The 25,732-nt window shown below is 47.2% G+C and carries 26 protein-coding genes and 2 pseudogenes; 16 read left to right on the top strand and 12 right to left on the bottom strand.

Features of this window, described 5'->3' with window-relative positions; all coding sequences use genetic code 11:
• Positions 1–17: 17 nt before the first annotated feature.
• The 3 genes from PISL_RS05235 to PISL_RS05225 all read right to left on the bottom strand — a co-directional run bounded on the left by PISL_RS05235 (position 18) and on the right by PISL_RS05225 (position 3,520).
• Positions 18–629: an HAD family hydrolase gene (locus PISL_RS05235; protein WP_011762764.1), complete on the bottom strand. Its 612-nt coding sequence runs from the start codon at positions 627–629 to the stop codon at positions 18–20.
• The gene (locus tag PISL_RS05230; RefSeq protein WP_053240342.1) at positions 626–808 is read right to left on the bottom strand and encodes a hypothetical protein; all 183 of its coding nucleotides are present in this window, start codon (positions 806–808) and stop codon (positions 626–628) included. The genes PISL_RS05235 and PISL_RS05230 overlap by 4 nt, the downstream gene beginning before the upstream one ends.
• Before the next feature lie 141 nt (positions 809–949).
• Positions 950–3,520: an MMPL family transporter gene (locus PISL_RS05225; protein WP_053240341.1), complete on the bottom strand. Its 2,571-nt coding sequence runs from the start codon at positions 3,518–3,520 to the stop codon at positions 950–952.
• Positions 3,521–3,573: 53 nt separating this feature from the next.
• Here PISL_RS05225 and PISL_RS05220 point away from each other — a divergent pair, with 53 nt between their 5' ends.
• The 3 genes from PISL_RS05220 to PISL_RS05210 are packed head-to-tail and all read left to right on the top strand — an operon-like array spanning position 3,574 to position 7,312.
• The gene (locus tag PISL_RS05220; protein WP_011762761.1) at positions 3,574–4,710 is read left to right on the top strand and encodes an ABC transporter permease; all 1,137 of its coding nucleotides are present in this window, start codon (positions 3,574–3,576) and stop codon (positions 4,708–4,710) included.
• The gene (locus PISL_RS05215) at positions 4,701–5,465 is read left to right on the top strand and encodes an ABC transporter ATP-binding protein (protein ID WP_011762760.1); all 765 of its coding nucleotides are present in this window, start codon (positions 4,701–4,703) and stop codon (positions 5,463–5,465) included. Before PISL_RS05220 ends, PISL_RS05215 begins: the two co-directional genes overlap by 10 nt.
• Entirely contained in the window at positions 5,462–7,312 is a 1,851-nt protein-coding gene (locus PISL_RS05210) for a coiled-coil domain-containing protein (RefSeq protein WP_011762759.1), read from the top strand. Before PISL_RS05215 ends, PISL_RS05210 begins: the two co-directional genes overlap by 4 nt.
• A 249-nt stretch (positions 7,313–7,561) precedes the next feature.
• Here the strand turns inward: PISL_RS05210 and tes are convergent, their stop codons facing one another.
• Positions 7,562–9,283 carry a tetraether lipid synthase Tes gene (gene tes / locus PISL_RS05205; protein WP_011762758.1) on the bottom strand — a complete coding sequence of 574 codons (1,722 nt, stop codon included), beginning with the start codon at positions 9,281–9,283 and terminating at the stop codon, positions 7,562–7,564.
• Between the two features lie 77 nt (positions 9,284–9,360).
• Here tes and PISL_RS05200 point away from each other — a divergent pair, with 77 nt between their 5' ends.
• Positions 9,361–10,092 carry a TrmB family transcriptional regulator gene (locus PISL_RS05200; protein WP_011762757.1) on the top strand — a complete coding sequence of 244 codons (732 nt, stop codon included), beginning with the start codon at positions 9,361–9,363 and terminating at the stop codon, positions 10,090–10,092.
• Positions 10,093–10,214: 122 nt separating this feature from the next.
• Here the strand turns inward: PISL_RS05200 and PISL_RS10725 are convergent.
• Positions 10,215–10,705: pseudogene (locus tag PISL_RS10725) on the bottom strand (transposase family protein); the annotation flags it as partial.
• 72 nt (positions 10,706–10,777) lie between these two features.
• Here PISL_RS10725 and PISL_RS05195 point away from each other — a divergent pair.
• A complete protein-coding gene (locus tag PISL_RS05195; protein ID WP_053240340.1) occupies positions 10,778–11,242 on the top strand; it encodes a hypothetical protein in 465 nt (154 codons plus the stop codon).
• Here PISL_RS05195 and PISL_RS05190 read toward each other — a convergent pair.
• The gene (locus PISL_RS05190) at positions 11,202–11,867 is read right to left on the bottom strand and encodes a TIGR00296 family protein (protein ID WP_011762754.1); all 666 of its coding nucleotides are present in this window, start codon (positions 11,865–11,867) and stop codon (positions 11,202–11,204) included. The genes PISL_RS05195 and PISL_RS05190 overlap by 41 nt on opposite strands.
• Before the next feature lie 45 nt (positions 11,868–11,912).
• Between PISL_RS05190 and PISL_RS05185 the strand changes: the two genes are divergently transcribed.
• On the top strand, positions 11,913–12,140 hold the full coding sequence (locus PISL_RS05185; RefSeq protein WP_053240339.1) for a hypothetical protein: 228 nt from the start codon (positions 11,913–11,915) through the stop codon (positions 12,138–12,140).
• 195 nt (positions 12,141–12,335) lie between these two features.
• Here PISL_RS05185 and PISL_RS10720 read toward each other — a convergent pair.
• Positions 12,336–12,709: pseudogene (locus tag PISL_RS10720) on the bottom strand (zinc ribbon domain-containing protein); the annotation flags it as partial.
• Between the two features lie 51 nt (positions 12,710–12,760).
• Between PISL_RS10720 and PISL_RS10715 the strand changes: the two are divergent.
• Positions 12,761–12,952, top strand: coding sequence for a hypothetical protein (locus PISL_RS10715; protein ID WP_167827588.1), 192 nt, complete (start codon positions 12,761–12,763; stop codon positions 12,950–12,952).
• A gap of 529 nt (positions 12,953–13,481) precedes the next feature.
• Here PISL_RS10715 and PISL_RS05175 read toward each other — a convergent pair.
• Positions 13,482–14,066: a CpaE/TadZ family protein gene (locus tag PISL_RS05175; RefSeq protein WP_011762752.1), complete on the bottom strand. Its 585-nt coding sequence runs from the start codon at positions 14,064–14,066 to the stop codon at positions 13,482–13,484.
• A gap of 149 nt (positions 14,067–14,215) precedes the next feature.
• Between PISL_RS05175 and PISL_RS11535 the strand changes: the two genes are divergently transcribed.
• On the top strand, positions 14,216–14,344 hold the full coding sequence (locus PISL_RS11535) for a hypothetical protein (protein ID WP_280531787.1): 129 nt from the start codon (positions 14,216–14,218) through the stop codon (positions 14,342–14,344).
• Here PISL_RS11535 and rimI read toward each other — a convergent pair.
• Positions 14,341–14,805, bottom strand: a complete 465-nt coding sequence (gene rimI / locus PISL_RS05170) for a ribosomal protein S18-alanine N-acetyltransferase (protein WP_053240337.1) — start codon at positions 14,803–14,805, stop codon at positions 14,341–14,343. The genes PISL_RS11535 and rimI overlap by 4 nt on opposite strands.
• A gap of 75 nt (positions 14,806–14,880) precedes the next feature.
• Here rimI and PISL_RS05165 point away from each other — a divergent pair, with 75 nt between their 5' ends.
• From PISL_RS05165 to PISL_RS05135, 7 genes are all read left to right on the top strand, one after another.
• The gene (locus tag PISL_RS05165; protein ID WP_053240336.1) at positions 14,881–17,739 is read left to right on the top strand and encodes a hypothetical protein; all 2,859 of its coding nucleotides are present in this window, start codon (positions 14,881–14,883) and stop codon (positions 17,737–17,739) included.
• Positions 17,729–18,241, top strand: a complete 513-nt coding sequence (locus PISL_RS05160) for a hypothetical protein (RefSeq protein WP_011762749.1) — start codon at positions 17,729–17,731, stop codon at positions 18,239–18,241. The genes PISL_RS05165 and PISL_RS05160 overlap by 11 nt, the downstream gene beginning before the upstream one ends.
• Positions 18,241–18,990 carry a DNA double-strand break repair nuclease NurA gene (locus tag PISL_RS05155; protein WP_011762748.1) on the top strand — a complete coding sequence of 250 codons (750 nt, stop codon included), beginning with the start codon at positions 18,241–18,243 and terminating at the stop codon, positions 18,988–18,990. Before PISL_RS05160 ends, PISL_RS05155 begins: the two co-directional genes overlap by 1 nt.
• Positions 18,991–19,069: 79 nt before the next feature.
• Complete coding sequence (locus PISL_RS05150) at positions 19,070–19,573, top strand: Lrp/AsnC family transcriptional regulator (protein WP_011762747.1); 504 nt, start codon at positions 19,070–19,072, stop codon at positions 19,571–19,573.
• 90 nt (positions 19,574–19,663) lie between these two features.
• On the top strand, positions 19,664–19,963 hold the full coding sequence (locus PISL_RS05145; RefSeq protein WP_011762746.1) for a hypothetical protein: 300 nt from the start codon (positions 19,664–19,666) through the stop codon (positions 19,961–19,963).
• A gap of 29 nt (positions 19,964–19,992) precedes the next feature.
• Positions 19,993–20,250 (top strand): Lrp/AsnC family transcriptional regulator, encoded by a 258-nt coding sequence (locus PISL_RS05140; RefSeq protein ID WP_011762745.1) that lies wholly within the window; start codon positions 19,993–19,995, stop codon positions 20,248–20,250.
• Positions 20,250–20,909 (top strand): class II glutamine amidotransferase, encoded by a 660-nt coding sequence (locus PISL_RS05135; RefSeq protein WP_011762744.1) that lies wholly within the window; start codon positions 20,250–20,252, stop codon positions 20,907–20,909. The genes PISL_RS05140 and PISL_RS05135 overlap by 1 nt, the downstream gene beginning before the upstream one ends.
• On the opposite strand, the gene PISL_RS05130 is transcribed toward PISL_RS05135, so the two are convergent.
• Positions 20,898–21,890, bottom strand: coding sequence for a hypothetical protein (locus PISL_RS05130; protein WP_011762743.1), 993 nt, complete (start codon positions 21,888–21,890; stop codon positions 20,898–20,900). The genes PISL_RS05135 and PISL_RS05130 overlap by 12 nt on opposite strands.
• A 54-nt stretch (positions 21,891–21,944) precedes the next feature.
• On the opposite strand from PISL_RS05130, the gene PISL_RS05125 reads away from it, so the two are divergent.
• Positions 21,945–23,183 (top strand): molybdopterin molybdotransferase MoeA, encoded by a 1,239-nt coding sequence (locus PISL_RS05125; protein ID WP_011762742.1) that lies wholly within the window; start codon positions 21,945–21,947, stop codon positions 23,181–23,183.
• Between the two features lie 259 nt (positions 23,184–23,442).
• Here PISL_RS05125 and PISL_RS05120 read toward each other — a convergent pair whose 3' ends face one another.
• Positions 23,443–25,356 carry a molybdopterin biosynthesis protein gene (locus PISL_RS05120; protein ID WP_011762741.1) on the bottom strand — a complete coding sequence of 638 codons (1,914 nt, stop codon included), beginning with the start codon at positions 25,354–25,356 and terminating at the stop codon, positions 23,443–23,445.
• Entirely contained in the window at positions 25,353–25,658 is a 306-nt protein-coding gene (locus PISL_RS05115; protein WP_011762740.1) for a hypothetical protein, read from the bottom strand. Before PISL_RS05115 ends, PISL_RS05120 begins: the two co-directional genes overlap by 4 nt.
• Positions 25,659–25,732: the final 74 nt, after the last annotated feature.

The raw sequence follows: 25,732 nt of genomic DNA, 5'->3' as shown, positions 1-25,732 counted from the left end.
ATCACGCTATGTGTATATTAATTTTTGCCTAAATTTTCGATAAGCCAATTTTGTAATTCGCATAAAGAGGGGAAGTTGACATGCCCTCCGTATGATCCTACAATTATTGTAAAAAGCCCTACTCCCATTGCACCTAGATCTTCTTCGCTATCGCCTATATATATAACTTCATGAGGCTCTGTGCCTAACCTACGCAGGGCGTATTTAAAGACGGCTCTTGACGGTTTTCTTCTCAATATTATGTCTGACGTAATAACTAAATCCGCCTCTACACTCCATTTTGAGAGAAACAGCTCTATAAAACATCTACACGGGGTATTTGACAAAATAGCGACTTTGCCATCTCCCTTTATCGATCTAAGGAAATCAATAACACAAGGCTTCGGCGTCAATTGCGACATTGTCTTCTCTATAAACCTCCTTGTTAATTCTGTTGGATTCTTGCCAGTTTTAGACGCAAATATACGGGCGACTGCCTTTAGGGGGATTTCAAAACCGGCCATATTCACTTCATTTACAAAATGAGATATCTCGTTTACAAAATCGCTACGGCCTAATACGCTACGCCATATCTCCCAAAAGTCTAACCTATCGACTAGAAGACCCCAGAAGCTGAGTATGTAATTCATACAGCGCGATACTGAAGCGAGGGGCCACAGACTATCTTCACCCTACCTCTTTCTACGAGACGCATTAAATATCTACTTGCAATAGGCGGCGGAATGCCGATTTTTAAAGCCTCGTCTATTATAGTTTCCAAATCCGCCTCTCTTCCCAACCGTATTAATATCTTATGCAGAGTCTCCACGTGTGTCGTATAAATTGAAATTCTTATACTTTCCCTTATAACGTATTGCTGTCGTTTAATCGCCATGGGGTATGTGGAAGAGAATACATAAGTCCAACTGCGTGTGCACTATTTACGATGGGATAGATCATAGGACGATAATTACGGTTCAACGCGGTGATATGCCACGCTGTATCCACCGATCCAGAGCCAGTTGTATCTGCCTGCTAACACCATCAACGCCGGCACCACGAAGGGTCTGACGACAAAGGCGTCTATCAGGGCCGCCAGCGCTATGGTGAAGCCCACTTGCTTCAGTAGCAGGATCTGTGAGAGGGCTAGGGTTGAGAAGGCTGTGGCGAGTATTATCGCAGCGCCGGTGATAATGGGGCCCGTCGTGACTACGGCCCTCCGGATGGCCTCTCTCTCGTCGTAGCCTTGCTCTAGCTCCTCTCTTATCCTCGTGACTATGAAGATGTCGTAGTCTGTCCCCACCGCCATTAGGAAGGAGAAGAGTATTATGGGGACCAGCCAGTAAGTTGGCTGTGCCATTAGATCTTGAAATAGCGCGACCTCTGCGGCTAGGCTCCATGCGATAGACATCAAGACTGTGGCAATTAGACGTAGCGGTATTATGAAGCTCCTGAGAAGGAGCGCCAGTACCATGAAGGCGGCTACCACGACCACGTAGACCTGAAAGCTCCAGAACCTAACGTATATCTCGCTAAAGATCACATTTTTCCAGGAGGCCGACCCTCCAATCAGGTAGGGGCCGTACCTCTGCCTAAGCTCGTCAAGCCTATGGTATATCTCCAGGAGGGCATCCGACGTGTCTTCCACAGACAGCTTTATCGATACGATGTACCACTCCCCCCTTTTCTCGACCGTGTAGTTAACGTAGTGAGGTAGCTTCTCCACCTCCTGTAGTAGGCCCGGCGGTGGGGGATCCTTCATTGCTATGTACGTCGTAGATATCGCTGTGACGTTGGGGAAGTAGGTAGTGGCTATCTCAAGCGCTCTTTTGTACTCTGTCTCTGGCATCGCCACGACAGGGTTCGTCGTTATTTTCAGGCTGGTTGCCAAGTAGAGGGCGGAGAGGGCGGTGGCAAACGCCGCGAGAGCCACCACGAGGAAGGGCCTTCTGAGGGCCGCTACCACGGCCTTCTCCATTATCCGCGATCTGCCGACGTGGGAGACGGTCTTTTTAGGCCAGAATATCCTATCGCCGAGGAGGTAGAGGAGGGCTGGGAAGATCAGAAACACGGTCGCTACGACGAAGGCGGTAGTTATGAGATAGCCTATTCCTATCGTCTGCATAAAGGGCATGCGGGATAGGGCGAAGGAGCCGAGAGATGTGGCGACCACCGCGGCGCTGGCTGCTATGGCTCTGTTGGCGTAGCGCCTCACTGACGCTATAGCCTCGTCCTTCTCCTTCCCCAGGGCGCGCTCCTCCGCGTATCTGCTGGCCATCAACAACATGTAGTCGACGCCTATGGCGAAGACCACCGGTGCCGCCATATACACAGTGATGTAGTAGATCTTCTGAATGCCGTGTATCTGGTAGAAGAAGCCTAGAACCGCCAGATATGTCAACCCCACAGCCGATACTATCAGAGCTGGGGTGAGGAGAGTGCCCATGACGTAGAGGAGTACCACGAAGAGAGACGCAGCAGTCGCTCTGTCTATCTTAGAGACGTCTTCGGTCACCACGTTGGTAAAGCTCTTCAGCAGGAGGGCCGAGGAAACGGGGACCCCAAGCTCACGTGGCACACTAGGCGTTTGGTTTGTCTCCACTATCGCCAGGGCATATCTGCCTTGGCAGACTAACTTCGCCGCCGCTTCTATTGTGTATATAGTAGGCGGCGGGAAATGCGCGGTTAAATTCCGTATAAGTTCCTCTCTAAACATCGACACGGCCCTCTCCACATCTCCCCCGCACACCAGCTGAGGCAGGTAGGGTCTGAGAATCGGCGGGGTTTTATTCAAGACTAAGAGGTACACGTATTGCCTCACCCCCACCGTAGCTACCACTTGGGCGATCTCCAAGGCGGTGGAGTTCAGCTTGCTCCCGAGTATGGCGTATGTGACGTTTTCCACCGCCCTCTCGCTCGCCCAGGTCTTCCAGGTCACGTTGGTTAAGTACATCGAGACGTTGCCGTATGCTTCATCAGCCGCCCTTCTGACGGCGGTATCCACATCGTAGATCGCCGCGTATCTCGCATATGCCTCTAGGAATTTCTTCGTCTTGTTGTCAAACGCCCTCCCCGAGGCCGCAACGCCGTATGTGGCGAGGATAAGGCGTCTTGCCGCCTCTTTGGTCTCTACGTAGACTCTCTCTAGACTCTCAAGCTTATTACACATATCCCTCGTCGAGTTGGATATGAGGAGGGCGGCCTCTCTGAAGCGCATGGTAGCGTTGTCTACAGCTGCGTCTATCCTCTCTCTGTAGATCTTCATCGCAGCGTCTAAGATTGTCCACGCGGTTATGGCGTTTGGGTAAAGCCGCGTTAGGTTTCTTGCTTTCTCCTCGATGTGAGGCCCCCAGATCACTACAGGCACAGCCTTGCCCCTGTCCCCAGCCCCTATTATCGACTCAACCTTCTTCGGCTCGATGTCCGGCGGCATGAGCTTAGACTCGTCGTAGATCAATATGTCAAAGACCCGTGACGCATGGCTAGCCAGGTATATGTAAACTGCCAGGAGGACAAGCGCGGCTACAACCGTCTTGTTCACGCAGGTAGGCACTTTACCTATTTAAAATTATATATCAACAGCGGGTATTGGCTGTGGAACACATCTTCATGATTGCCATGGGCGACTTCAAAGCGCGGGCCGTCCGCTACATACTCACGGCCTTGGCCATAGGGGTTAGCGTCGCCCTCCTAGTCGCCCTGACGGCCGTGAGCGACGCCACAAGGGAGTATATACAACAGACCCTCCTGAGGCTGTACCCAGCTGACATCATGCTGTATTCGGAGTCTATAAATATCCCCATACGTCTCGTAGACTACCTAAGGGGGTATCCCCTCGTTCAGACGGCTGAGGGCATAATAATAACGACGGGCGTCTACCGGGGGAAGGTTGTCTCCATAGTTGGGATACCTCTTAGGGACGTGGACTACTTCGCTGTCGACCTCGCCGCGGGGCGACTACCTGCGTCAGACGGAGAGGCTGTCGTTGAGGAGTCTCTGGGCGTTAAGCCGGGCGACGATATGGAAATAAAGATCTACGGAGTGTCCGGCGGCGAGAAGACCATTAGGGTGAAGGTCGTGGGGGTGATGAGGAGCTTCCTACGGGGGTTTATAGGGGCTTTTAGGCTAAACCTTGTGGTGGTGCCCCTCGACTGGCTACAAAACAGACTGGGCACTGGGCCCTTCGTCAACGCGGTGTTGATCACGGCGAGGGATAAATCCTACGTGGCTCCCCTCTACCAAGCCTTGAAGGAAACGTATGGAGATGCCCAGGTCTACACGCAGGAGAACCTGCTCCAGACCGTTACACAAGTCTTCAACGCCTTGAACTTTGTCTTCTCTGCCATAAGCGGCGCGGCGCTGGCGACCGCCGCCATAACCACCTTCGCCGTCATGTCTATAACTGTCAGGGAGCGTCTGAGGGAGTTCGGTCTCATCAAGGCCATGGGAGTTCCGTCCCGCGATCTTACGCTCTCTGTTCTCATAGAGGTTTTCATAATAGCCGCGGTGGCGGGGGCCGTGGGAGTTCTGGCGGGCTACTTTGGGGCAAACGCAGTTAAGGAGGCGCTGGTGGGCATGGGGGTTAATTTCAACGTGTCTATAGCCTTCAGGCCGCAGTACGTTCTTCTGGGTATGGCTACTTCTCTGGCTGTGGCTCTGCTTGGTGCTGTTGCCCCCCTCTACAAGGTGGCCAAGTTAAGGCCGCTTGAGATCATACAACTATGGCGGTAGAGCTGAAAAACGTAACTAAGGTATACGGCAACGGCAGCGTTAAGACGGTGGCGTTAGACGACGTTTCGCTTAGTGTTACTCAAGGCGAGGCGGTTGTCCTAATGGGGCCTTCGGGGTCTGGCAAAACGACGCTGTTGAACATAATCGCTACGCTTGATAGGCCGACCAGCGGGGAGGTGTACGTGCTGGGGGTTGACGTAGCGAAGATGCCGGAGAGGAAGCTGGAGAGATTCCGCCTGCGTAACATAGGTTACCTCTTCCAGAGCTACAACCTAGTACCTTACCTCACGGCGGAGCAGAACGTGGCTCTTCCTCTAGTCACGCTGGGGGTTAAGAAGGAGCTCGCCTTGCTTAAGGCGCGGCTACTTCTAGAGCTGGTGGGTCTTGAAAAGGCGGCCGCGCTCTACCCCCATCAGATGTCCGGCGGTATGCAACAGAGGGTCGCCGTGGCGAGAGCTTTGGCGGCTAACCCGCCTATCCTCATCCTAGACGAGCCGACCTCCAATGTGGATCCCGACAACGCCTCGCAAGTCCTCGGCCTTATCTATGTGGTCAACAAGCTGTTTAAATCCACTGTATTTATAGCCACGCACGATCCCGAGGTGGCACGCATAGCCACCAGGCTGGTGTATATAAGAGGCGGCAAGCTCTACGAGACCGTGGAGCCTCCCAGGAGGGAGCTCAAGGTAGACGTCGAGCGGGCGGCCGCGGTGTATGAGAAGTTGAAACACATAGACGAGCTGATTGGGATATGAAGGCGCTAGTTTACGCGCTTGTCTTGGCGTATCTACTAGCGGCGTCTACCCTCGTTGTCACATACACTGTGAAGCCTGGGGGAGCGATATCGGCGGAGGCCGCAGTCAGGGAGGTGGTTATAAACAACGGCTCGGCCCCCCTCAACTTCTCCGGGGTGGTGGTGCCCCCCTACTCGGCGGTGGTTGTGGAGCGGCCCGTGGGGAACCTCTACCCGCCCTTCCTAAGGATCGACATCGACGTACGTTACGTCAACGGAACGCTTTCAGAAGGGACGCTGGTTGGGAATAGGGGGACTGCCATAGATCTTACGCTGAGGATGCATAGCCTCCTGCCGGCGGCTGTGCCTGTGATGGTTTCTATCCCCGTGGACGACAAGGTGGCTCTCCTCTACGGCGAGCCCCCCTCCTCTATATCCCAGGTGTCAGGGACCACAGTCTACTACTGGAGTCTCCTCGTGGAGAATTACACGGAGTTCCGGATAAGGCTGAGGGTAAGGCAGTTCGGTAGCTTCGGCGCGGTTAGAATGCCCACGGTGTCTGTAGTCACCGTGTTGGACATAGACAAGACTGTTGAATCCCTAGAGGCACGTAGACGGAGCCTAGAGGGAGCTTTGGCACAGCTTAGGAACTTCACAAGGGCCGTGTCCACATTTACCGATGTGGTCTACGGCCAGATCCAGAACCTCACACGTCTAGTCCAGATCCTAAACGCGACCGGCGCCGCGATGGAACAGGGAGCCGTTGCCGTCAACGTCTCCACTTATGCCGTGGAGGCCCTAAGGCGGCAGATGTTTGCCCTTAGTGATGCCGCGCGCGGCGTCGCCACGACACTTAACCAAAGTCTCCTCCTAGTCGATTACCAATACACGGCTTTAATCACGGCCGCAAACCTCCTTGAGGTGCAGTCGGCCGCGTTGAGCTTTTACAACGCCGCCGCCGGCGAGGCGGAGAAAAGCCTTGTTAACACCCGTAGTCAGCTGTATACGGTCAGATCTAACCTCGTTACCGCGCGACAACAACTGGACACCTCGATCAAAAACGTGGAAGAGGCCAAGAGGAGATTGAACGCGCTCAACGTCACCACGAGGGAGGCGAAGCAGGCGGTAAACTTCACGATTTCTCTGCTAGACGCAACCGAGACGCAACTAGTCGCGGTACGAGCAGCCGTAGACTCTTACATATCAACCGTTGACACACTTATTTCCACAGTTGACTCTACAATTGCTATGCTCGACGCGATAAGAAGGAGCTTGGGAGAGCTGGCCCCGCTACTTAACAATACGGCATCTTCAACCCGTGCTAATGCCACCGTGCTTAAGAGGGACATGCCACAGATCCTTCTCAACGCTTCGAAGAACCTTCTCGCAGTGGCAGACAACCTATACAAGACGGCAGACGAGGTCTACAGATTAGTCGCTCCGCTCCACAACGCCTCTCGCCTTCTGCGGGATCTGGGAAGACAACTTGTGGAATCCGCCTACGCCCTAGAAAGCTACAGGAAGGAACAGCTGAGGGCTTTGCCCAAGCTTGGCTATGTGGAATCCACAGTCTACAACCTCACAGAGGCTGTGGAGAGGGAGAGGAAAGTCATTGAGATACAGACGGCGGCATTGAAGAGGTACTACAACGTCGTCAACGTTTCCAGAGTCGAGCTACAGTATTACATACAGCTTCCCATAGTCGTGGAAAACATAACTTTTACCCTTCCCTCCATGGGTCACCAGGCGAGTCAAAAGCCTATGGCTGAGCTTCAGCATTCTGCCTTTGTGTTGATTGCAGTAGTTATGGTGGCCGCCGTCATGTTTCTAGCCCTACGGCGGAGGGAAAAGCTACGACAACTACGGTAGTCGCCCCGTCTTGACCTAGCGCATGTATCCTCCGCTTCAGGACACGAAATCCCCGGTCTGGGGGCCCGGCGACCAGGGGGCACAGCCAGCCCCCAACGACCCGAGCCCCCTCGCCCGCGGTCGCCCAAAAGGCGTCTCCGCGGGCGGGCCCCGAGCCCTCCCGGAGAGGGCCGGGAGCCGCAAAAGGGGGGCCAGGGTTAGGTATAAAACGGTGGCTACCATAACTCGCCGTAGAGAAAGCTAGAGAAGTTATGCCCTCAGCTCTATGAATTTCTGTCTGCTCCAACCAGTTAGAGATAGTCCCGTGATCTTTGTCCAGGTTTTTGCGTCTATCTTAAACGAGCTTTCTACCTTCTCGCGGTGGCCCACCACGTTGTAGGTACAGAATGGGAACACGCGGCCGTCGGGCGTTGCGTAGTGTATATCGCAACGCTGAACACGCTCTATGTCATAGTTCATGGTGTCCATGAAGTGCATGATGCCTATCCCCACCACGTTGAAAAAGAAGCGGCCTAACGAGTCGTAGTCCTTCTTGACCAGGAAGTCGTATATCAAATCCCTCACCCTCTTATGTTTCACGGCCTTCAGGAGCTTCAGCGCCTTCACCTTGGCAACATGCTTATATATGCCACCCTTCGCCGCCGTGTAGTAGACGTCCCATGCCCCTTTCTCAAAGGCGTCTACATCTACAAGCTTGGTGATTGGGTATATGCGCTTCTCGTCCTCGTCGTAGTATATGAAGGTGGCGGCGCCGCATATGGGATTCATGGAGAACAAGGGCTTTGGTGAGTCTGTTAGCGCCTCCACCATCTTGGCCACAGCTACTGGCCAGTTGGTGGGTCTCCAATCCCACCTGCTTATCGCTCCACCTGTCTGTTTCTCAATTTCTATGATGGTGTCCGGTATTGTAATACGAAGCTTCCTAAGCTCCTCCTTGCTATAGAGCTTGGCACGGCCAGCGAAACTGACGGGTTGGATATTAATCCATCTAACTACATCTCTGTTTTGAATTGCAAAATCTACTATCTTTCCAAGGTCCTTATCGTTATAGTTCCTAGCTAGTGTAACCACAAGTACAATAGATCGATGACCTAATTTTCTTGCATTTTCAATAACCTTCTCCCTTATTATTTTATACGCCTTGGGGTGATACATTCTATGTCTCCATACGCCTTCGTTCTTTTCGTCAATAGTATCAAACTGTAGATATAATGTCGAAAGACCTGCGTCTAACAACGCCTTGTAATACTCAATATCATTGGCAAGTCTTATGCCATTTGTATTAACTTCTACATGTACGAATCCTAGCCTTTTGGCAATTCTAATGATCTCGGGCAAGTCGTCTCTAAGCGTCGGCTCTCCTCCGGATAATTGTACTGCGTTTGGAGCCCAGGGCTTTTGCGCTCTTAAGGTCCTCAACATATACTCTATCTGTTCAAGCGTGGGCTCATATACGTAGCCTGCAGCTCCGGCGTTGGCAAAACATATTGGACAAGCCATATTGCATCTATTTGTGACATCTATTATCGCCAAGACGGTGTTAGACTTGTGCACTGGACAAAGGCCGCAACCGTTTGGACACTCGCCGGCTTCTTTATAAAATTCTAGGTCTGTATATGGATTAGCCAGGCCCTTTGCTATATACTCTGGCCTATCCCACTGGAGGAAATAGTAGTACATCTCAGCATCGCCCCAATAGAGGTCTTCAAACACGCCGTGTTCTCGACATCTTTTTCTCATCCAGATAGCTCCATTTTCTTCATATACCACTGCGGGTATCCTCCTGCCGCATACTGGACATAGAGATAGTGTTGCTTTGACTACTCTTGCGCTTTCTGGTAACCCATACTGTTTTTTTAACGTCTGTTGCCATTTCTCATTTGTAAGTGTAGACCTATACCTATCGGGCAGATTGTATTTTGAAAGATCTACCAACTTGACAGGCTTCTCTAGCACCGCCTGTACAGTCATAGCCCCCAAGGGTTATGGAGATTTAAACATTTTAACTAAATTACCGAAAAAAAGTTAATTACTGCCCGTTATTCTCTGTGGAGCAGTTAAAGAAAGTGTCTAAACTTTTAGGACTTGGCCAGAGAGAGATAGACATATATATAACGCTTGTAGAAAAAGGAGAGCTTACTGCTAGAGATATTGCAGATATTTTAAAAATTCCGTATACAAAGACTTATATATACCTTGATAAACTTATTAAGTTAGGATTTATTACACGAAATGAGAAATCTCGTCCTGTAAAATTTAAAGCTTCTCCACCTATAGATATATATAGATCTCTTGTTAATATACTTTCAGTAACGTTAAAAACTTTAAAGCCAATATTTGATAATCTCCAAACAATTTACGAAAGCCGATATGCAACAGCTCCAACTTTTCTAACTCTAGTCCGCGGCTCTGATAGAGTGGGCGAGCTTATAGTAGAGATTTTGAAGTCTTCAGAAGATGTGGCTTATCTCGCATTTCCATTTCCAGAGTTAATTACGCCACAGATAGTAGATACGCTTATAGAAGAGTCAAAACGTATACCAATAAAAATGCTTGTTACAGAAGAGCTTATACATAGGCTTAACCTCCCTCCACGCGTTGAAGTTAAGACAGTAGCTGAGATGTTCGGCGGTGGCGCGATAGGGGGAGCTGTCGTAATTTATGTTAAATACAGCGGAGAAATATCTGGTGCGTATTCAAATGACCGCTTTATGATAGAAATAGCACGTACTTACTTTATCCACGTATGGCAAAAGGCCTCTAGTTTGCGTCCCCCTTAACTCTTTCTTGGCCCTTCCCGGGGGGCTTGGGGGTCTGTTTTGGGTGTGCCGGGGCGGGGGGTGGGTCTTATGTGGCCGTAGGTCGTCGATTTTCTTTGTCTGCCGCCTGGGGCCGGCGTTGTTCATGTGGGAGGTGTAGTTGGGGGGTTAGGTGGTGGTCGCCGAGGGGGTTGTTTCTGGAGTAGCCCCCAGTACCTCTTCTCCGCCATGTCATGGGGGCGTTGTCGCGGTGCGCTCTGAAGCCGCAGGCGGGGCAATGCATTACGCGACCCCTCTCCTCTACCACCTTTGCGTCGCGCTTTGGACAGACTGTTGAATACCGCCGCTCCTCCACATAGGGCAAGCCGTACCACTGCGCCTCCTCAGTTGGCCGAGGCCGTCGTAGAGGTGTTTCTTACTGCCGTTTTCGCCGCTTTGCTTCTTCGCCAAATACGTCTCGTCCCCATCGTGTCTACTACGATCGCGGCTTGGCTCTCTCTCGCCAGTTTTATGACTTCACGCGTCGCGTCTACTACGACCTCGCGGATTACGCCGTAGCGCTTCGTCTTAAGCTTCCACAGTTGTCTCTGGAGGTCGAGGGCCTTGCGCGATCCCTGTCCTCGTCCGCACGTGCGTCTGTAATTATATTAATTATATAACGATATTTAGCTGTAACTATTATATAATGTTACTTGTACTACATCTCATGTATCTCCAAGTGCTGGAGTTGTCCCTGTTGGTTATTGCCGTAGTTGCTCTCGTCTTAATTGTGTTGTTTATATCGCGTAGACAGCCACCTCCACCTCAAGATGTTGTTGCCAGATATACCCCCGGCGAACAAGAAATTATTAAACAAATAGGCGAGATTAGGGAGAGGTTGGAGAAGATAATCCCGCCATATGGGAAAGTTGGCTATATCCCGTCTTCTCTTGAGGAGTTAAAAGACCTGTTGGGATTTACGTATATTAAGCTCGGCGAGAAAGAGCTAGGCGGAAGGCCTCCGGAGGTTGATAGGCTCGAGGAGTTAGAGACAGATTTTCTACAGGCTAAGATAGGAGATTTCTATGTATATGTCATAAAGAGAGGCGAGAAAAAACTTGTAGCAGTGGGCAATCAGTACTTGGATTATCTTACTGTTCGTTTTCTCTACGAGTTTTTGGACTACATTTAGCAGTTTCGGCGACGAGGTTACGCTCGTATATTTCGCCGCCAGGCGTTTTTTCGCGGAATATCTGCGCCTCGTATATATAGAGCTTAGTTCTACGGTCTAGCCAACAATCGCCAGGCAACCACGCCTTCATACATACATGTAATAAAAACTCTTCTGCGTCCCAACACTCTTCTACAGCTACTTGAGGTAGTAATAAACCAGCATAGGGGCCTCTTCTGACAACTAAGCCGTGACGGCCTACTTGAATAAGCTCTGGGTATTTCCTAGGGTCGTCTTGTAGAAGGGTCAATGGACTTAAAATGCTCACTTCAAATATTACATGGGGGAGTTCGTCTATGCGTAGGGCTGGGAAGCGTGGATCTTGACAACACGCGCCTATGGCGCTGTAGATAGTTGCATATAGTGTATTTTTATATCCCTCTGGATATCCTATACATCCGCGTAGCTCATATCTATCGCCCGAGACCGTTTCTATTGTTGTAAATACCCCATAGTTATCTATAAGAAGTCTTTGTGGCGGGCTCTCTGGGATTATTATCTTGCCCGTTTTGAGAAATGTTTCTACAGTTGATCTTGCGAGTTTGACTAGATAGGCCCCCTCTTCTATTGTGTATGGGCGAAACACGAAGATTTTGGTACATGTTTATTAATGCGTTATTTACGACTATCTGTGCCCTATTGTGCAGTATGTGGGAGAGAGGTCAATTTTAAGAACGTCGCGTACATACGTGAAAACATATTTGTATGTAAGGACTGTTTTCCGCAGTACTATATAAAGAACTTATGTAGAGTTGTCGAGCGTAGGTTAAGAGGCGAGAACCCCCTTGCGTGCAATTTTTGTACATTTAAGAAGCAGTGCGACAACTATGTTGCCAAAACTGTAAAATCGCTTTCATAGACGTATTGTCTGTTAGGCTCTCCTTTTATGGCGTCGGCCCTCCCCCGGGGGAGTTCGGGGCACGCACCCGAGTCGCGCTGGGCAACCCGGGACGTGGGGGGTCTGGCCGTGTCCGGGCGGATGGGCTTGGCGGACTTCAACAGCCGGCCGGGTCCCCAGGGCTGGTTGGTACATGGAAAGGAATGTTTTACGAGTTTAAAAGTAAGATGATTGTCTGGACGGGGAAAAAGCTGGTTGTTTTGTCTCTTGGAGGAGTTCCCGGCACCTCCTCTTTGTCCGCAACAGGGGATCCGATCCCTATAGTTCGAGAAGCCGCAGGTGGGGCAACGCATTACGCGACCCCTCTTCCATCTTGGCTCCACAACGGGGGCAGACCGTGCTGTAGAGTCGCACCTCTACATATGGAATGCCGTACCACTGCGCCTCCTCAGCTGGCCGAGGCCGTCGTAGAGGTGTTTCTTCTCTCCGTTCCCCTCCTTCAACTCTCGGTACGTGTCGTCCTCCATTGTGTCTACTACGATCACGGCTTGACGTTCTCTGGCCAGCTTTATGATCTCGCGGGCGGCGTTGCCCCTTCCAGTACGAGCCAACTAGAGACGGCCATATACGCGACGCCCGCCGTGTTGGCCACGGCAGCGGTGGCGCTGAGCGGCGCCGTCGTAAAGGCGGCGTTGGGAGGCATGTTGTTGACCTTCGCAGCCAGAGCCGTCGCTAGCAACTTGCCGACCTCGCCGGCGTCATACGCCGCCGTTGCCACCCCAAGTCTTGTTCAATTGACAATACCCATCGTGGCGTTGGCGGCGACGCCGTGAGAACCGCCGTAAACCCGTTTCTAACCCACTTCCCCTAGGTTGGCTTGTATCAAGTTAACGATAAATTGACTTTCGGCGACCCCGAAAGCCGAACGTGTTGCACGCTCGCCTTTCTCTCCCGACGGGATGCGGATTCTGGTCGCGTCTTTGGCCACGGTAGTTGGGGGTCACGACCGCGACGTAGTACACCGCCTTTGCGCTCCGAGACCGTTCTCCGGGCGCTCGTCGCAATGTCAACTATATCAACGCTTTCCATTGTAACTATCGTGGTGCTTCTTAGGGACGAGAGTAGGCGCGTCTCCAACTAGTTTTCCCCTCCGTGCCGCATGTGTCCATGAGCCAAGTCTACAGGATGCCAAAGGTGGAAATATTGTGGCGTCTAGTGTGACCGCTTCAGCGCTCTATGTCTAAGCCCTTGACTCTCACAGTCTTGGGCCTAGGAGAGAGTTCGGCGCCAAGTAAGGAGATGTTGTTTGTAAAGAGTGAGATTTTTCGTGACAGAGAATAAAACAGTGTTGTGATATCTCAACTACACCTCTATTTTCCTAATTATATCTACTGCGGCTTTAGCTATTTCTAATGTGGCTATTGACCTTAGTCTATACGGTGGTATGCCTACGCTCTTATGTATTGCTAGCTTCTTATCGAAATGTATAATATATACTTTACCAAATCTACTATATATACTTATAAATTCTTTACTTGGTTTTTCTAGTACTTTATTTATAACAACGCCAAGTACCTCTGCCTTAATTAGCATATGTAGAATTTCTATTGCACGTAGTGTTTCAAAGTCTTCCTCAACGATGTACAATACGGCGTCACATCTTAGGAGACGTTTCAAATATTTTTTATCTGTCAGTTGAAACGCTGGGAAGTCCACAATAGCAATTTCAATACCTTGGTAACTATCTAGCGGTTTTACTACTCTTGTTGAAGTTCCCGTTAAGATGTGATATGTATACGCAAATACATTAGCAAAAGTAGTTTTCCCAGTCCCGCCCTTTGCGCCACTTGTTATACAAATGTCCACGCTTTTATTCTTCTCAATTAAAACCCGCTTTAGGGTTGAGAAACATATGGGCTCTTCTGCCGTGTGGCGAATTTTAGCCATAGCGTGTCATACATAGAAAATAAGCGCTCCTCCTCGCCCCTAGAGGACGAGACTTCCGATTATGGAGGTGCAATTTTCTACATTTTAGGATTTTCGCCAAGTCTATCGAGAGCTTTAGGAGTAAGCATTTAGGAATTGATAATCACTTTATGAGTATAGTGGAAAAGAAATACATCATAGGCGAAATAACACTGGAGGAATACATAAGGATGTACTATCTGAAGAAGAAGAACTACCTTAAGTACATTATTTATAGAATTATCCACGTTTTTAGTTAATGTTTACAAAATTCGCGAGCTTTTTTCTTATCTTTCAGCGACATCCTATATCCGTCTTCACCATCGCTGTAGTAATTCTTCAATACTTCGACCAGTTGGAAACCGGCGGATTCGTAAAGTCTTAACGCAGGCGTATTTGAAACTCTAACCTCAAGAAATACTTCAGAGGTTTTACATTCTGTCAAGAGCTTAAGTGCTGTACAAAGTAGCATCTTACCTATGCCCAATCCTCTATATTCTGGCGCGACAGCAATTGATATTATATGTGCTGCATTAGTCTCTACACATGTTATTATGTAACCCGCGACTTTGCCGCCAACTATATAAACATAGGAATTCTCGCCACAATAGGAACATAGAAATTTCAATAGCTCTATGCTATAGATATCATCTTGTTTAAACGATTTTACCTCAACCTCATATATACCCGGTATGTCTGACGACTGACACCTCCTTAGCACACAGAGATGCGTTTTGCTGCTATTAAACGTGGTTTTTAGCTGTTGCAAATATATACAGGGGGCCCCATTACAAATGTGTATGCCTTCGTTGATATGCCGTTTAGCCCCAGCGGAGTTACTCACCTTGTAAGGCTTCACAGGAGTGTAGGGTTTGAAAAAGAGTTGCAAGAAGTCGCCGATGTGCTAAAAGTTGTCAAGGAGGGAAATATCAACGTCCTAGCTGTTATAATTGCGCCATATGGATGGGGCAAAAGTGAACTGCTAGACGAGGTTGAAAAACTTGCAGCCGAGGAGGGTTTTGCGATCGTCAGATTCGCGCTTTCACTAGATAGTGAGTTTTTGACGCAGACTATTGCCAAGGAAAAAAACAAGCCTATGTTAGTATTAATAGATGAGGCAGATGAGATATCACGTATTGCGGCAGTACATAAACTTGGTGCTTTAAGTGACGAAAAGTTTGTAAAAATGATTCAGAAAGTGGCGACATATATAAGAGCGTTGTTAGAACCCCGCTCGTACCGCCATATGTTAGGCGATCCAGAGAGATTTAACAAAATAGCAATAATCATAGCTCTTACGCCTCAGCTTTACTATACAATACTAAAAAACGTAATACCGGATGTATTTGACATAACTAGCGGAAGAGTCTATAAAGAGATTGTACTAGATACCCGCTATCCTTTTTGGCAATTTGTAGAAACCGTAAAACAAAGGCTTTCAGCTTATTCGTCGCAAGAACGCTTAAGAAAAATAGAGAAAGGAGATATCGACCCCCTTAGCCCATTTACGTTGCATGAACTAGCGGCTCTGTATCACTTGGCCAAGAGAAAAGGCGAAGTGACGCCAAGGTCTCTTATGAAGTTAACCGCGAGGCTTTTCCAACTTAAGAAAGAAGGTGGAAGGCTAGCGTATCTACTAAGAGAAGAGGGTATAAACCCTGATTTAGATGACGAAGTTTTAGAGCTGGCGTTTGCGGGAATTTCTTTTGAAAAGAAGACTCCAATTTCTAAAGAGGTTTATGTCTATAGAGTGCCATATGAAGACAAAGAGGCTTTAGTGACAGTTAGAGAGTATTTACTAACCAGGGGCAAAGACATAGATTTAAAAGATCCCAAAAACGTCTCATATGAGCCATATTTTTACTATTCACTAATTGAACATGGAAAATTATATATATATGTATTTACAGAAGATAGCTTAGATATATCAAAATATTTGATTGGAAAGAAATATCTGGTTTTAGACGATATAGCAAAACTCGTGGGAATAGATGAGGTACAGTCTGTGGCTACGCTTACAAGAGAGCTAAGCCAGAAGTTGGAGAATTATATGTCTCTACTAGAGGAGGTTGAACACATAATAGGTATAGATGGTATACGTCTACGGATTTGTTGCGGATATGCCATATGGCAAAATAACATGGGAATACGTGAGAGCTATATCTTTATCCACGTCGATAGAGAAGACGAGCTGAAAAAAGTAATAGGTGATCTAACAAACATAATAGCACAAGGCGCCGTAGGTGGATATGTTATAGACTATATGAATATATTTATAACAAGCAGAGTTTTACTTAGCGAGACTATCCAAGCCGCAGTGATGCCCCTAATGTCTGCGTACTGGAAAAGATACTATCCAGAGCCTGCTGCCAATTATGTCACAATACAGATATATGGTGCAGATAGGATTGAAAAGCTAAAACATGAAGTTATCAAATTTGAAATAAATAAATTACTAAGGCGTAGCTCTAAATTCCCAGAGTTTGTAGATGTGATTCGTTTAGGTAGAGAAAAAGCTAGAGAAAACATCATACGTTATACACTAGCTTTGAGAAAGAGTAAAGAGAAAAAACAATCAGCGTTGATCAAAGTAGCGGAAGCGCTTGACGAGGGTCAAGAAGTCGAGGGCTTCAAGTCGTATAGGCTTATAGAAGAAATTTTACTAAACACGTTTGAAGAGTCTATCCATGAAAAAGAATTAAGGTCGATAATTGTTGCGCTGTTTCCCACCAATCTGTGGAGAGAGATTAGAGAAGACGACGTAATTGAGTTGATGAAACTTAGAGGCGTCTTGATACCTAACGGCGACTATCTCTACAAGTTTAACGAGGAGCTCGCGCGTCGCTATCTTGGAAATATATTAGATCAGATAAAATCTTTTAGCGAGGTCGTAATAGAGAAACAAACGCCACTAGGCACAATTAGGTTGTCTAAGAAAATAGACGTCACCGAAGTGAGAGCTAGTTTTGAGGATAGAAAGACTTATGCCAAGGCTCTTAGAGAAGCGTTACAAAAGCTTATAGAAGCAAAGGAGAGGTATGAAGAAATAAGGAGAGAACTAGAGCGCGAAGCCGAAGAGAGGGCAAAACTTCTGAGGAGAATTTCGACAATATTAGAAAGATATCCTCAGAGATCGAAATTTATCGATGTTGTGAAAATCAGACCACAAGACGTTGAGAGAGAAGAAACATTAGTTCAAAAGGTTGAAGAGGTTTTGAAAATCTGGGGTGAGATCAAACATATGGCGAAATACATTCGGTCGAAGATAGATGTAGAAAGAGATTTAGAAATATTGTTAGAACTCCCCGAGCCTTGGCTTGATGACTACATTTCAACTCTAAGGCTCTACGCCTTTGAGATATCTAAACGGTATGAAAAGATTATACAACTAGAGAGGGAAAGAAAGACTGCATTGGAGTGGTTAAAAGCTAAATTCGGAGATGTTGGTGACGACTTAGAGAAAGCTATTGTCACAATTGCGTCGAAATTGGGCATAAACGCAAGACTTTTGGAAGCAGTAGCCCGTAGAGGTAAAGGCGCTGTCTTAGACGTAGAGGAATTAGCTAAAGAAGTAGGACTTGAAAAACCCAGCGTAGAGGAATATTTAGAGAGACTTCACAAAGTTGGGGCAGTGGAGAAAAAATATGTTGCTTAAGATTAGCATAATTAGGGGGGATAGCGATATAGCCCAAGGAGATGTTATTATAGATGCCAGAGGGAAGCCACAATTTTACGACGTTATAATATTAAGCGGACGAGAACTGAGGTCTATAGTTGCTATTGGGACAGTAAGTGAGGGAGTTCCGATAGGCCTAGGGAAGTACACTAGGAAACCTGTTGCGGCGGTTGTAATGGGGAGAGTTTATATAAGAGGTATACCACTTACGTTATATGAAGAGAGCGGTCTTTTAGAAAGAGAACTAATTGAGACCTTAACTAAAACAAATATCGCTACAGACGCCGTACTTAAAAAATTAAAAGAGCTTGTGATTGCCGAGAGACGTAAATATAAGCGATCTCCTACTCTGACTTTAATCAGTCAATACGTTGTTGGTCAAATTGATTCATTACCTCCACATATAGCGGATATAGTGGGGGGCTTGAGCCGTGAGGAATTACAGAGACTCTTCAACCGTCTTGTCGAAGAGCTGTATTGATGTATCAGCTACTTTCTGAAGTCCTAAAATTTGCAGAATTAGAACATGCACAAACCATAATTGGTATACCAGAGGAATTAAAGAAGTTGGTAATTCCGTGCGAGGGAGAGGGAAATTTCGACTATTATGCCGTAGACTCAGGCTATTTAGTAAGACGCATAAGTAACATAGATGTCTTAGTACAGTCAATAGTGGCGGTCGGCAAAGATATCAAAAGGAGGTTCTATATACGAAGAATCGGGGAAGATCCACATATAGAGGCCAGGAAGAACGAGCTACAGTTTGCGGAGACATTAGATGCAGAGGTGATATTAGTGGACGGACCTATAACTCCATATGCAAATATAACAAAAGTAGTAGGCGTTTCTAAAGATCCTCGTCTCATTAGGTACGGGCCTAGGATACCAGATAAAGACAAGAGAGAGATATTTGTAAAATTAGCGAAATCCATAGGGGAGAGAGAAGTCGCTAGCGTATTGCTAGCACAATCGCCACCAGGTTCTTATCTAGTACCTGTAGATCTAGGCGGACTCTACGGCACATTTTTTAAGTCTGACTGGGTGCTCTATGTGGAATTTCCAAAAAATCTATCGGCAAGTTATTTATGTCCTCTTTTTAGAAGATATCCCATTAGGCTTAGATTAGCACATCGCCTAGCTAAGATAAACAGACAATATCTAAGGACCGTTGGGCTTCTGGTTTCAAGAATACTAAGTAATCACACTCTTCAACCACGGGAAACTCTATAGCGACTAGGAAAAAATTCCCATTTGATGTATACTTATCCTTGAGAAGTAAACTATAATTCCCAGGACTTTCCCTAATCTTGTGGATGAGATAGACCGCAGGTTAGTAGTATTATTACAGGCAGATGGTAGAAAGACATTACAAGAACTAAGCGAAGAATTAAAGAAACCTAAAACTACAATTGCAGCCCGTATAAAAAAGTTAGAAAGTGAAGGCATCATAATGGGCTATAAGGCTGTGATAAACCCGTTTACATTAGGTTATAAGTTGTTGGCTTTTGTGTTAGTTAGCGTACGGAGAGGCGTTGCTCACAAGGAGAATAAGCCGCTACAACTTGAAGTTGCCGAAAGAGTGCTTGCAGAATGCAACGGCGAGAGAGGGATGCCGTTTGTAGAAGAGGCCTATATTATAACAGGACCCTACGACCTCCTTTTCAAAGTCTGGGCGAGAGATATTAAACAGCTCTCTACGTTTCTAGTAACCTATCTAGCCTCAAACCAAGATATCCAACGTACTGAGACGTTTATTGTTCTAGAGATTGTAGACGACTGGCGGAAGCGGGTAATGCCCCCTTCAACTATATAGTCAGTTACGAAATAGGGCCTATGAGGATTTGTTTAAACTGTATATATCCAGTCTGGGTCAAGATTTTTATAGGGGTTTTAGTGGTGTGGCGTGAGTAGGAGACGTAAAATGTACTATTATGAGGAGACGCCAATAGGGCCGATAAGCAGAACTCCAGTAGAGGCTAAGGTGTTTAAGTATGTAGACTGCTCGATAGTAGAAAAGAACGCCACCTCTCTCACAGCTATGTGTAAGCCAAACACTCTAATTAAGGTTTACAAAGGAGAAGGCGATGGCATTGAGTATATAGTTGAGTTTACAGATACCGATACGGGACTTACGGAAAAGCATAAAGTTGATCTATCTACCGCCGTAGTTATCAGGAGGTACTTAGAATCAAGAAGTAGATAAGCTTTAAATAGTTTAGCGAATTAAATATTATGGAAGCTATTGTGTTCCTAAATGTAGACATAGGTTCTGAGGATAATGTGATGGAAAGACTTGTCTCTATTCCAGAGGTAAAAGCAGTATACTTCGTCTATGGTCCTTATGATATAATAGTTAAAATAGATGCCGAAGATATAGAAAAAATTAGAAATATAGTAAGGGAAAAAATTAGAAAGATAGAGGGCATTAGATCAACTACGACATTAATCGTTGCTAAATCGTATACCAAGAGGTCCCCACCTTATGCGTAGTGTGTAGATTTTTCATCTCCAAGGGCCCTCTGGATTTATCCGCTGCGTTGAAACTCGCCGCCAAATATGACCCCTATAAACAAGACGAGAAAAAACAACACGGAGATGGCTGGGGCTTTGTGGCGGCATCTGCCACCGACTTTATACATTATAAATCGGGGCGTCCGGCGTGGGAGGACCCCGTTGTAGTGCCTATGAAAGAGGCTGTCTTGGCGCATGTAAGAGCGGCCTCTCTTGGCGAGCCCAAAGGCCCAGCTCATGCGCATCCATATCTTGTATATACGCCAGATGGTCGCATCCTCTTCGTGGCTCACAACGGCTCGGTGGATAAAAACGCTATGGCAGCTGAAATAAGCGTTGACCCATCTCTTTATACCGACAGCTATATCCTAGCGCTATTTATCGCAAGGCGGTGGCATTTGCCGCAGAGAGCTTTTGAAGAGGCTCTCCTCTACGCGAAGACGGCTCTTAACGTAGCAGTGCTTGAGTTTCCCAGTCTTAAGGCTCATGTATATACTTTTTACAAAGGCTCTAGGGAGTACTATGCGCTCTATTTAATAGAGACAAAGGATGCCAAAGCAGTTGTTTCATCTACATTGATGAGACATATAGATCTGCCAGGGAGAGAGTTAGAAAACGGCACCTATTTAGTCTTCTAATACTGAAAAGCCGGTGCTATATAACGTATCTACTATGTATTCAAACAACTTCGACTTTACTGGTGGCTTTACAACTTCAGCCTCGCCCCCCTTTATAAATATAATTCCTATTCTCGTCTGTGGCTGGGGTGTTGGTCTTTTCCCCTCTACTACCAAAATTAGGTTGTGTATTTTCCACAGCTTCCGTCTATAGGATAGCCAGGGACATATCGCTATGACACCGCTTTTTTCCGCAGTGCCGTCTATCGAGAGATACTGGAGACCACATCTATACTCCTTACTGAATTCATACTCGCCATGTAATGAAAGCGCTCTGGCAAGTGCCTCGGCCCTCCTTTCTTTTATCTGGAGTATCGCGTTTAACACCTCGTCGGAAGAGTAGGCTGGGTTTACGACAAGTCCGACGTCGCTGCGATATATGGCCGCTCTTCCGATTTTTATTCTGCGAGGCGGCTCTCCATAAAACTCTCTATGTAGCTCTATATTAAAGTCGCCAACTAATAAGCCTTCTAAAAACGCCATTGTAGCGCCGTCGTTGGAGTAAGGCTCTAGCTCTTCTCTAATGTCGTATTGTAAAGATGGCGTCCTCTGTGTGAGATAAATTAACAACTTTGCTAAATAGGGCGGTGCAGCTACTACTTCGTCGTCGTAATGCATTATCAAACCCCACTGCAAGAGTTTTTCTAAACCGCCGGGACGTTCCAATAGTTCTAGCCCTAGCTCTAGCTCCTTCTCTAGCGAGAGATTTCTCCCAAAGGCTGCGTATAGCGCTGCTGTATCTATGTCGTCTATTCTTGATTTTACCAACTCTATGAGAACATCGGCGTTTTTCTCGGCAGTTTGAACATCTTCTTCAGATACATTAGCAGAGGCGTCCCACATACTACGCCACATTTCGCCATATCTAAGCTGGAAATCTCTAAGTATTGTTTCTTCAGCTCCGCGAAAGACGGCCCGTTGATAACGCGCCTCGATTAACATCGGATCCACGTTTATATCCTCCAACCTATTTAAATAAACGAGATTCCGCCTAATGTGAGAGGGTTTAAAAGTTTGACGCCTATCGCAGAGGCGCAGAGAATTGTCCTTAACGCAATAACACATGTCCCCCAGGAGGCTTTAGTTGCGCTTCCGGAGTCTCTTGGTCTATATGCGTCTAGAGATATAATATCTTCCATAGATGTACCTCCGTTTGATAGAGCGGCGTTTGACGGCTATGCAGTGCGGTCTGAAGATACGTTGGGCGCATCTCGTACAAATCCCATTTTATTAAGAATTGTGGGTAAGTCGTTGCCTAATTCTCCATATACAAACGTGTTAAAACCGGGCGAAGCTGTAGAAATTGCTACGGGGGCTCCGCTTCCCGAAGGTGCAGATGCGGTAGTTCCATATGAAGAGGCGGTAAAAAGAGATGGCTACCTAGAGGTGTATAGGCCAGTCCCACGTTTTTACTACGTCTCTAGGAGGGGAGAGGATATTGCAGCGGGGGAGGTAGTCTTAAGACGTGGAAAGAAGATAAAACCTTGGGATTTAGGTGTTTTGGCGTCAGTAGGCGTGAGACAAGTCTATGTTTATAAGATAACTGCCGCGTTAATATCCACCGGCAGCGAACTTGTGGAGTTAGAAGAGGCCTCTCCTCCTCCTGGCAAAGTAATAAATAGCACTCGTCACGTGATAACAGCAATCCTCAAGGAGTTCGGCGTTGACGTATACTACATGGGCATTGTGCCAGATGACGAAGAGATAATATATAGAGCTATAAAAGAGGCGTTAAACCGCTTTGATATAGTCATAACTACAGGCGGTGTATCAGTCGGAGAGCCTGACTATGTAATAAAGGCGGTGTCTCATCTAAAGCCTGAGGTGTTAATACATGGCATAGCGGCTAGGCCGGGCAGACCCAACAGTGCCGCAGTTGTAGGCGGGAAGCCCATAGTTATGTTGTCTGGATTCCCAGTGGCATCTATTGTCGGGTTTGAGGTTTTTGTAAAGCCCATAATTTTAAAAATGGTTGGCGCAAGAGAAGAACCTCTCCCAACGGCAAGAGCTGTACTTACTAGAAGAGTAACAACTCCAATTAACGTCAGAAGTTTTGTACGTGTGAGAGTATACAAAGAGGGCGGGCGTCTTTACGCAGAGCCTCTGGCAGTTACAGGAAGCGGAATATTGTCAACCCTGACAAAAGGTAATGCGTTATTAATCGTGCCAGAGAACCGTGAGGGATATGACGAGGGTGAAGAAGTAGAGGTAATACTTCTCGGCCCAGTGGATTAAAAAGGGGTTATTTAGTCCGCGCTCCTTTGTGCCCCCTTTTAGCGGCAACGCCCGGCCCTCTCCCGGGGGCAAGGGTTTAGCCCGCCTCCGCCAGACGCCCTTAACGGGCGGGGCGGAGACGAGAGGGGCACGGCCGTGCCCGGGCGTACGGGCGCGTCAAATGTAGCAACCGGCCGGGTCCCCAAGGCCGGGGCCACGGCTCCGGACATGTCCCGAGCTCCCCGGGGAAGGCCGGCGTGACAAAAGGGGAGCTAGTGGACTAATTTTCAAACTTTATTTTGTTTGACCATTCGTATCTCCTATAGCCAGGCGGTAGATTTTGTAACACTTCCTCTACTATATCAAGAGTTTTATCTAAGACATCTCTCTTTACGACCAAGTCGTATTGCTCCCAACCCAACGGCATAAACTCAAGGCCGTAAAGCTCAGCAGCAAATCTTACGCCTATGCCTACATCCGCTCTACCCTGCGCTACAGCGGCAGCTACAGCTGTATGTGTTTTAACTTCATACGTATAACCCTTTATCTTTTTCGTAAGTTCTTCAAGTGGCATGTTTAATTTCTTGGCTAGGCTGTCTAATAGAGCGTCTAATAACGCCCTTGTGCCTGTGCCTCTTGGCCTATTTACAATTACTATGTCTGGACGTATGAAATCCTCTATACCCCTAACACTCTTGGGATTGCCTTTTTGTAATATTAAGCCTTGTTCACGTTCGAAAAGGCCTACAACAGCCACATTCCTAATCCCCAATTTTTTTACAAACGGGATGTTGTAAACTCCCGTCTCTGGGTCGTATATATGGCAACCGGCAATATCTGCCTCTCCGCGTTTTAACGCCATTAAGCCGCCCATAGAGCCTACATATACAGCTTTGACGTTATGTTTTGCAAGTATAGAATCTAGAAGCGGGTCGTGGCTACCTATGAAATATAGCTCTGCTGGTTTATACCGCTCGAATAGATATACCTCTACTTCTTCGCCCTCTTGTAGAAACTCTACATTTTCTGGCACTGTAATATATCCATCAGATCTAGCTAGGACAGATATGGCTCCAGATTCAGCATATAGAGGGTATGCTCTATATTCATTGTCCCTCATAACTAACACTACGGGGTAAAGTGCACGTCTACCTTTGGCACCCTCTATACTATATGCGAGTTTTGCCCTCACTACCATCGCCGACTCTGGCTCTAGACATTGTAATTGTAAGAGATATGGCCGTACTATTATATGGAAGATCATTAAAGCAGAGGAGGGATACCCAGGCAACCCCACTACTACCTTATCGTTAACAACAGCCGCCAGAGTCGGTTTTCCAGGTTTAACCATAATCCCGTGAAAAAGCACTTCGCCAAGCTCTCCCAACACTCTATATGTTAGATCTGCGACTCCCGCCGAGGTACCCCCGCTTATTAAAACAACGTCGCTTGTTAAAAGAGCTTTTTGTAATGCAGTTCTATACTCTTTTTCGTCGTCTTTAACGATGCCGTGTAAAATCGGTATACCGCCAGCCTCTCTTACAGCAGCTGCAAGAGAATAGCTATTTACATCGTATAGTTTACCAAAGCTAAGCGTCGCGCCGGGGGGTATCAGTTCGTTGCCTGTAGATATAATAGAGACACGTGGCTTCTTAATTACAGAGACTCTTCTAATGCCTAAGGCGGCTAAAACGCCTATCTCTCTAGCCGTTAGTCTTGTACATTTTTTTAAAACAACTTCTCCTGCCGATATGTCAGATCCAGCAGACATAACATTCTCTCCTGGCGCCACAGAGCGGAAGACACGGACTTTGCCGTCTCTCTCCTGTGAATACTCAACCATAACGACGGCGTTTGCTCCCCGCGGCAATGGCGCCCCTGTGGCGATTTCTACAGCCTCTCCCATATGTACTTCGACACTTGGCCACTCGCCAGCCTCTACCCGCCCCACAAGCTCTAGCTCTACTGGCGTAAGCTCTGATGCGCCATATGTAGATTCGGCAATTACGGCGTAACCATCTACAGTAGATCTGTCAAATGGAGGTACATCTACAGGCGCGACTATGTCGGTTGCTAAGACTCTGCCATAGGCCTCTGTAATATCTACCTCCTCGCTTCCTAAAGGCTTTGCAAATTTCAAAAGTCTCTCGATAGCTTGTTCAAGTGTAACCAGGTTGTGGAAGATTATCCTCATCTAACTATGTTCGACAGCTCTCTTTCTAAAAGCGCTGCGGTGCCCTCCTCTATATATCTCCTAATCTTCTCCTCTAGATCAAGTGGTATTTTCTCAAGCGCAGACCCCTTACAGTCGATATATACAAGCTTTACAGCTATTTGAAAGCCCCCCTCTCTAAATTTGTGTTTTACAAAACCAAAAATCCAATCGTCGCCAACTCTAATTCTAAAGACTTTTACCGAGCGTCTAAGGACGCCAAGCTTGCCTAACGCCTTTCTTTTAGCAACTTTTTCTGCAGTCTGCTCATCTACACAAGTCATAGTATTTCACATTTAGTTGCATTTATTAAACTGTATAGTCCAGACAGCCCGTGACGAAAGTCCCCGTTTCTGAT

Source organism: Pyrobaculum islandicum DSM 4184 (assembly GCF_000015205.1).
GTDB lineage: Archaea > Thermoproteota > Thermoprotei > Thermoproteales > Thermoproteaceae > Pyrobaculum > Pyrobaculum islandicum.
This window is presented reverse-complemented; position numbering and strand designations above follow the sequence as displayed.